The sequence below is a fragment of the Streptomyces sp. NBC_01549 genome (assembly GCF_026339955.1).
In the GTDB taxonomy this organism is placed as follows: domain Bacteria; phylum Actinomycetota; class Actinomycetes; order Streptomycetales; family Streptomycetaceae; genus Streptomyces.
Window position 1 is genome coordinate 206,171 of record NZ_JAPEPW010000006.1, and the last position, 7,018, is coordinate 213,188.

The 7,018-nt window shown below is 66.9% G+C and carries 3 protein-coding genes and 3 pseudogenes; 5 read left to right on the forward strand and 1 reads right to left on the reverse strand.

Annotated features, from left to right (window positions below; translation table 11 throughout):
• Nucleotides 1–588: 588 nt before the first annotated feature.
• Nucleotides 589–1,565: pseudogene (locus tag OG819_RS57140) on the reverse strand (hypothetical protein).
• 449 nt (nt 1,566–2,014) lie between these two features.
• Here OG819_RS57140 and OG819_RS57145 point away from each other — a divergent pair.
• The 5 genes and pseudogenes from OG819_RS57145 to OG819_RS57165 all read left to right on the forward strand — a co-directional run.
• A pseudogene (locus OG819_RS57145) lies at nt 2,015–2,209 on the forward strand (protein kinase family protein); the annotation flags it as partial.
• Between the two features lie 122 nt (nt 2,210–2,331).
• Nucleotides 2,332–3,729 (forward strand): IS1380 family transposase, encoded by a 1,398-nt coding sequence (locus tag OG819_RS57150; protein WP_266652490.1) that lies wholly within the window; start codon nt 2,332–2,334, stop codon nt 3,727–3,729.
• 159 nt (nt 3,730–3,888) lie between these two features.
• A pseudogene (locus OG819_RS57155) lies at nt 3,889–4,797 on the forward strand (protein kinase family protein); the annotation flags it as partial.
• A gap of 82 nt (nt 4,798–4,879) precedes the next feature.
• Nucleotides 4,880–5,347, forward strand: coding sequence for a helix-turn-helix domain-containing protein (locus tag OG819_RS57160; RefSeq protein WP_266652488.1), 468 nt, complete (start codon nt 4,880–4,882; stop codon nt 5,345–5,347).
• A gap of 42 nt (nt 5,348–5,389) precedes the next feature.
• Nucleotides 5,390–6,871 carry an IS1182 family transposase gene (locus tag OG819_RS57165; RefSeq protein ID WP_266652810.1) on the forward strand — a complete coding sequence of 494 codons (1,482 nt, stop codon included), beginning with the start codon at nt 5,390–5,392 and terminating at the stop codon, nt 6,869–6,871.
• Nucleotides 6,872–7,018 lie beyond the last annotated feature (147 nt).

The following is a 7,018-nucleotide window of genomic DNA, read 5'->3' on the forward strand; positions in this document are numbered from 1 at the left end:
CCTAGTGGGCACGGACAGCTCCGACAATCGGTCCCAGGACATGTTTCTGGGTGCTGCGGCGCTGCCGGGTGATATGCGCCGCACGGCTTGTCCGGGTGCTGCGACTGTGGTCACTGATAGTCACGCCTGCTCCAATCGCCTCTGCTCCATAGACCGGGATCGACCCGTTCCTGTGACAGAACTGGGGCAGTCGGCTGCTGCCGACCGTCACCAAGACGGCAGACATCAGGCAGAAACACAGTGTTTTCCTGGGCTCATCGTCGGCTCATCGAGTCAAAACATACCTTCAGGTAAAAGGTTCACACGAGGACCAAGCCGCACATAGTGCCGACCCATGACCGTGGAATCGTTCCCAACGGCGTCATTAAAGCACTGCCACGTTGTTGGTCATTGGTTGGGTCGGTCTACGTCCGGACCAGGCGGATGCCTGTAACACGGTGCAATCACACCATGGGATCCAGCCTGTCGGAACGACAGAGCGGCACACGGCCGGACGAACGCGGAAACGGCGCCGCCCGAAGGAACGGCGCCGCCCGCGGGGCCGCTGTGCCTGATCCACCTATCGGCCCAAGACGCTCAGTCAGACGGTCAGTCTGCGGTGATCACGTCGGACTCGTACACCAGCCCGACTCGATGGTTGTACTGAATGGTGTACATCTTCTTGCCACCGGTCACGACACTGCCGCTGGAGGGGAAGTAGTCGTCGGTGGCCGCAGCGTCACTGGTCGCGACGTACGCCTGACCAGCGGGAACGGTGTAGAAGCTCAACGGAGCCTGGGTGGAGGGCGAAAGCCCGGTGGGATATTCGTCCTTGTCCGGGTAGCTGCTGCCGTACACCGCCGAGGGCGAGGCCCCGGCAGCCTTGACCACGGTCACACCGCGGGCAGGGGTCGTGTTGCATCCCTTCGGGTTGTGGAACCACACCTTGGTACCGCTGAACCAAATGGCTGTCCAGTCACCCTGGCGGCCCGCGACGACGAACTGTTGCCCTGCCTGCGCGGTGCTACCCCAGTCGTTGACCCGGTTGGTGCCGACACCGTCCGTGTGAATGGCCTGGTCACCGAAGAGCGGGGCGGTGCTGCTGGGTGCTGTGCGCAGGTAGACGAAGTTCGACGGCTGGCGCCGGTCGTGGCCTTCGCGTAGGAGGCCAGCAGAGCGGCGCCGCCACGTATGTTGGCGACCTCATCGTCGCGCAGCTTCTCCGCGGGCAGTCCGGTCAGCTTCGCCGCCGCCTGGAGGGTGTGCAGGGAGGGGTCGGCGGCCATCTCCTTCACATCTCCGCGGCCGACCGCTCCCGCGTCACCACTGGCCATCATCTCGGGGGTCACGTCCGTCAGATGCATCGGACCGTAGCCGCCGCTGGTGCTGTGTTCGCCGCGGTGCGCTTCCCAGGCCGACTCGTGGTAGGCCACACCGAGAAGGACCGACACGGGAACGTCGTACTCGGCTGCGGCGTGCTCGAACGCCTGCTGGCGGTCGGCAGTCTGCCCGTCCGTTTCGGAGGCTTGGGCCAGCAGTGGAACGGCGGTGATACTCGCTGCTGCCAGCACACCTGCCGTGATCATGAGTGGCAGCCGCCATCGCGGCTTGCGCTTGTGCACTGCAATACCTTGCTTTCACATGATGGTGATGAGCTCTGAGCAGCCGTTGGATTCGCCATGGCATCGCTGGGTGCGAACTAAGTGGTTGGCTCCGGAAGTCCTTCGGGGGTTGACCCCTGGGCCTGGAGGGTGTGTTCGCGGTCCGGGCGTCGAAGACGGTGCGGATGGAACTCGACCACGGCGAGACAGACCAGATCCGAGCCGCTGAGCAGCGGCGGTCTGCCGGGGCATCGTGTTCGCCCGACCTTGTTGTCGATCTCCACGTACAGTGCGGCCAAAGGGTGTTCGGATCCGTGTTCACAAACGAGTCCTGGATGCCCTTCGCCCGTGCCAGGCGGCGAACCGCAGGGCTATGCGTCGCGTGTGCGCGCCCTTTGGACGGGCCCAGGTATTTCAGAGAGGTTGGTGCCCTGGTGGAGGTAGCCGTCGAGAGCTTCGACGCGTCGCGTGGTGCGCGTTTGGCGGCCTACAGTGCCGTCTCCACATCGCTGGCGCTGTGCAGTGATCGCGAACTGCGCGACCTTGTGGATACGGCTGCGCCGATGGGTTCTGGCATCGGCGGGACCTCAGCGTTGCTGGAGGTCGGCGGAACCCCAGTCTTCGTTAAGCCTTGATCCACCGGCCGGCGTCTTGTGGATAGCGGCTAGAAAAACGAGGAAGTGCCTTGTGACCTGCGATGATGGGAGTTCTTCAGGCTTCCAGCACGCACGATCGGCAAGGCACTTCCGAGATGAAAGTTTCCCATACATCGGCGGCGGTCTCCGCTGCGTTCGATGACCCGAATCTGATCGCGTATGCCGGGCTGGTCCCGGTGATGCGCCTGGCCGAGCGGGGCGGTCTTTCGCGTCTGGTGGCCGAGAACGTGAAGCTGACCGGCGCGAGCAACAGCGCGGGGGCGGCGGCGGACGCCAAGGTCACCAGCATCGTCGCGGGCATGGCCGCAGGTGCGGACAGCATCGACGACCTGAACGTTCTGCGCCATGGTGCGATGACGGCCGTGTTCGCGGGCATTCGTGCCCCGTCCACGCTGGGCACGTTCCTGCGCTCGTTCACCCACGGTCACGCTCTCCAACTGCACGCCGTTCACGGCCGGTTCCTTGGCGCGCTGGCCGCGCATACCCCGCTGCTGCCCGGCGCCGACGCGATGGCATTCATTGATGTCGACTCCACCCATAAACGGGTCTACGGCCGGGCCAAACAGGGTGCCGAGTACGGCCGGTTCAAGGGCATCCGCACCCTCCACCCCCTGCTCGCCACCATCTGCACGCCCGGCTCCCGCCCGGTGATCGCCGGAGTCCGCATGCGCCGCGGCAAGGCAGCCGACTCCCGCGGCGCCCCGAAGTTCGTCAGCGAAGCCCTGGCCACCGCCCGGGAGGCCGGCTGCACCGGCACCCGCATCCTGCGCGCCGATTCGCAGTTCTACAACGCCGGTGTGATCGCCGCCTGCCGCCGGGCCGGAGCCCACTTCTCGATCACCACCGGCATGAACCCCTCCATCAAACGGGCCGTCCTCGCCATTCCCACCGAAGCATGGCAGCAGATCACCTACCCGACCGCGGTGCCAGACCCCGAGACCGGCGAACTCATTTCGGACGCCGAAGTCGCCGAGATGCCCGCCTACACCGCCTTCGCGAGCCGCAAGAAGAGCGAGCAAGTCACCGCCCGGCTGATCGTCCGCCGGGTCCGTGACCTCGCCAAACCCGCCGTCGTAGGTGAGCAGGGCGAACTGTTCCCCGTCTGGCGTTACCACCCGTTCTTCACCGACAACCCCGCCCCCACCCTCCAGGCCGAGCGGGAACACCGCCACCACGCGGTGGTCGAACAGGTCATCGCCGACAGCAAAGCCTCCGCACTGACCCACCTGCCTTCCGGACACTTCCACGCCAACGCCGCCTGGCTCACCCTGTGGGCCATGACCTACAACCTGCTGCGGGCCACCGGCGCGCTCACCTCCGCCTTCCACGCCAAGGCCACCACCGCCACTCTCCGTGCCCACCTGGTCCAGATTCCGGCCCGGATCGCCCGCTCCGCACGGCGTATCACCCTGCACCTGCCACACAACTGGCCCTGGCAGCACGCCTGGACACATCTTTTCGACGCCGCCCACGACCCACCCGGACCCGCCTGACGACCCTGCCCACCCCGCCCGCCAAGGCCCAACCGGAACCGAACAACGTGGAAATGCTGGGCAGACCAGCGGGTGCCACCTGCCCGCCCACAATCACCGCCCCGAAACCGGCTCAGGATCAGTCAGAAGATCATTTTCAGACCACGTCGGTGGATCAAGGTTAAGCGGCTGCCGCTGACCGATCTGGAAAGGCAGCCGGAGAACGTCCAATCCACGGCGAACCTCTTCGAGCTACCGACCTTCTGCCATCCCGGCCTCGGGGTTCCCGGAAGCCCTGGATGGGGGGCCTGGCGAGAGTTGGCCGTGCACACCATGACGACGAACTGGGTGCTCGCACAGGACCATGAAGGCTTTCCATTGATGTACCACTGGCGGGTGCTGCCGCACCCCGGGCAGGTGCTGCCCGAGCAACTGGCCGACGTGGAGAAGGCTGTCGCCTACTGGGGAGGCGGACCGCAAGTGCGCCACCGGATCGAGGCGCTACGGGACTCCTCGGCGAGCGTCGCACTGTTCCTGGAGTACATCCCGCAGAACCTGCACGACTGGCTGGACATTCAGGTCAAAGCCGACGATGAGACTGCCGAGCAGGCATGCACCATGGTGGCGAAGGAACTTGAGGCCGGAACCTCTTTCATGAACGCCCGCGGGCTCCTGCATTTCGATGGCCACTTCCAGAACATCCTCACCGACGGCAAGCGTCTGTTCTTCACGGACTACGGCCTCGCGATCTCCTCCCGGTTCGACCTGTCGAAGGAGGAGGCCGACTTCTTCGCCGAACACCAGACCTATGACCGCTGCTACACCGTCACCCACCTTGTGCAGTGGCTCGTCACTGCCCTGTACGGGTACGAGCGGGACGAGCGCAGCGCGTTCGTGCACGCCTGCGCCCGAGGGGAACCTCCGACGGGAATTCCGTCGCAGGTCGCGGCGATCCTCACCCGCCACGCCCCGATCGCCGCAGTGATGACGGACTACTACCGCGAGTTCCGTTTTGAGAGCAGGCAGACCCCGTATCCCCTGGAGGCGATCCGCCGGATCGGCGGGCCGGACAGCTTGTTCATCATCTGATGGACCTGGGCGGCCAACAGCCGGGCTAGATGCGGGAGGCTCCGGGTGCTCTGATCCGCTTCTACTGAACGGCCTGCCTGCCTTGCCCGTAGCCACCGCGCGCCCGATCGTCCTGACCGCCGCCGAACGGCACCGGCTCAAGAAAGCTGCCTACGGCCACAGCACCCCGCACCGTGACCGCCTGCGGGCGCAGATCGTGCTGCAGGCTGCCCGGGGGCGGGGCAACGCAGCGATCGCCCGCGAAACGGGAGCGCACCTGGACACCGTGCGCACCTGGCGGGTCCGCTTCGCCGACGGCGGCCTGGCTGCCCTGGCCGATCGCAGGCGCTGCGGCCGTCCACGATGCTTCACCCCGGTGCAGGTCGCCGAGGTCAAGGCCCTGGCCTGCCAACTGCCCGCCGAGACCGGCACCCCGCTGTCGCGCTGGTCGTGCCCGGAACTGGCACGTGAGGTCGTCGTCCGCCGCATCGCCAGCTCGATCTCCGCCTCCACCGTCCGCCGCTGGCTAGGAGCGTGTCTCAGTAACGGACACCCCGCTTGCGGTTCGTGATCATTCATGCGGGATGATCTCGGTATGCGTGATCGGGATGGTCTGTTCGAGATCGAGCCGGGTGAGAAGGAGCAGCCGCAGGGTCGTCCGGCGGCGGTGGACAAGACGTTCCGGGCGTTCGACCCGCACCAGGTCCTGCTGCTGCCGCCGTCGCTGGACGACTGGCTGCCCGAGGATCACCTGGCCCGGTTCGTTGCCGACCTGGTCGACGAGGTGCTCGACCTGTCGCCGATCCTGGCGGACTACACCGAAAAGCGCGGCTACCCGCCCTACGATCCGCGGCTGATGGTGCGGCTGCTGATCTACGGCTACACCACCGGGGTGCGCTCCTCGCGGGCGATCACGCGTAAGTGTGTCGATGACGTCGCGTTCCGGTTCCTGGCCGCCGACCAGGCTCCGGACTTCCGCTCGATCGCCCGGTTCCGCCGCCGCCACCTGGACGCGCTCGCCGGCCTGTTCCTGCAGTCGCTGCACCTGGCGCGGAAGCTGGACATGGTCAAGATGGGCCGCGTCGCGCTGGACGGCACCAAGCTGGAGGCCAGCGCATCCAAGCACAAGGCGATGAGCTACGGCCGCCTGATCGGCAAGGAAGAGCAGATCGAAGCCGAGATCGCCGCCCTGGAGGCCACGGCCCGGTCCCTGCTGGACGACGCCGAAGCAGTCGATACCGCCGAAGATGCCCGGTTCGGCGTGGACGGCAAAGAGGCCGACCTGCCCGCCGAGCTGGACCGGCGCGAGAAGCGCCTGGCCAGGCTGCAGGCCGCCCGCGCGCAGATCGAGACCGAGGCCGCCGACAAGGCCCGCGCTCACGCCGAAGACAAGGAACGCCGCCGTCAGGAACGCGCCGGGACCAGCGACGAGCGGGCCGTCACCGACGCGGGCGAGCAGGCAGCAGCCAAGGCCCGGCCCAAGCCCAAGGCCCAGGCCAACTTCACCGACCCCGACTCGCGGATCATGAAGAACAGCGACGGCGCCTACATCCAGGCCTACAACGCCCAGGCCGTCGTCGATGAAGAGCACCAGGTCATCACGGCCGCCGACATCACCACCAACGCCTCGGACGCGCTGAACTACACCCCGATGCTCGACCAGTCCGCGCAGAACACCGGCGTCCACCCGGGGCAGGCCCTCGTCGATGCCGGCTACTGCTCCGAGACCAACCTGCAGGCCTCCAAAGAGCGCCAACTCGCCTGCGGCACCGATACGTTCATGGCCACCGGCCGACTCGGCCACGACGAACAGGTCCCGCCCGCACCCCGCGGACGCATCCCCGCCAGCGCCACCCTCAAGGAGCGCATGGCCCGCACACTGCGGACGAAGCCCGGCAAGGCCGCCTACAGCCGCCGCAAAGCGATCGTCGAACCCGTCTTCGGCCAGATCATGACCTGCCAGAACGGCCGCCAACTCCTCCTCCGCGGCGAGGACGGAGCCCGCGGCGAGTGGCGACTGCTGGCCGCCTGCCACAACCTCCGCAAGATCTTCCGACACGCCGGAACCGCAGGACTCGCCGTCCTGGCCGGCTGACCATCCGGCCACACCGGCCTCAGCGGGCCGAAATCCCCCTCCGACCGACCCGCTCATCGGCCCCACAGGCGCTGACCGAGCGACCACGACCGATCCCGCCCATCACGACCTCCCGGCCAGTTGCCCGTTACTCAGACACGCTCCTAG

Coding starts and splice junctions, on each gene's coding strand:
- OG819_RS57150 (WP_266652490.1), top strand. CDS start 2,332: ATGAAAGTTTCCCATACATCGGCGGCGGTCTCCGCTGCGTTCGATGAC.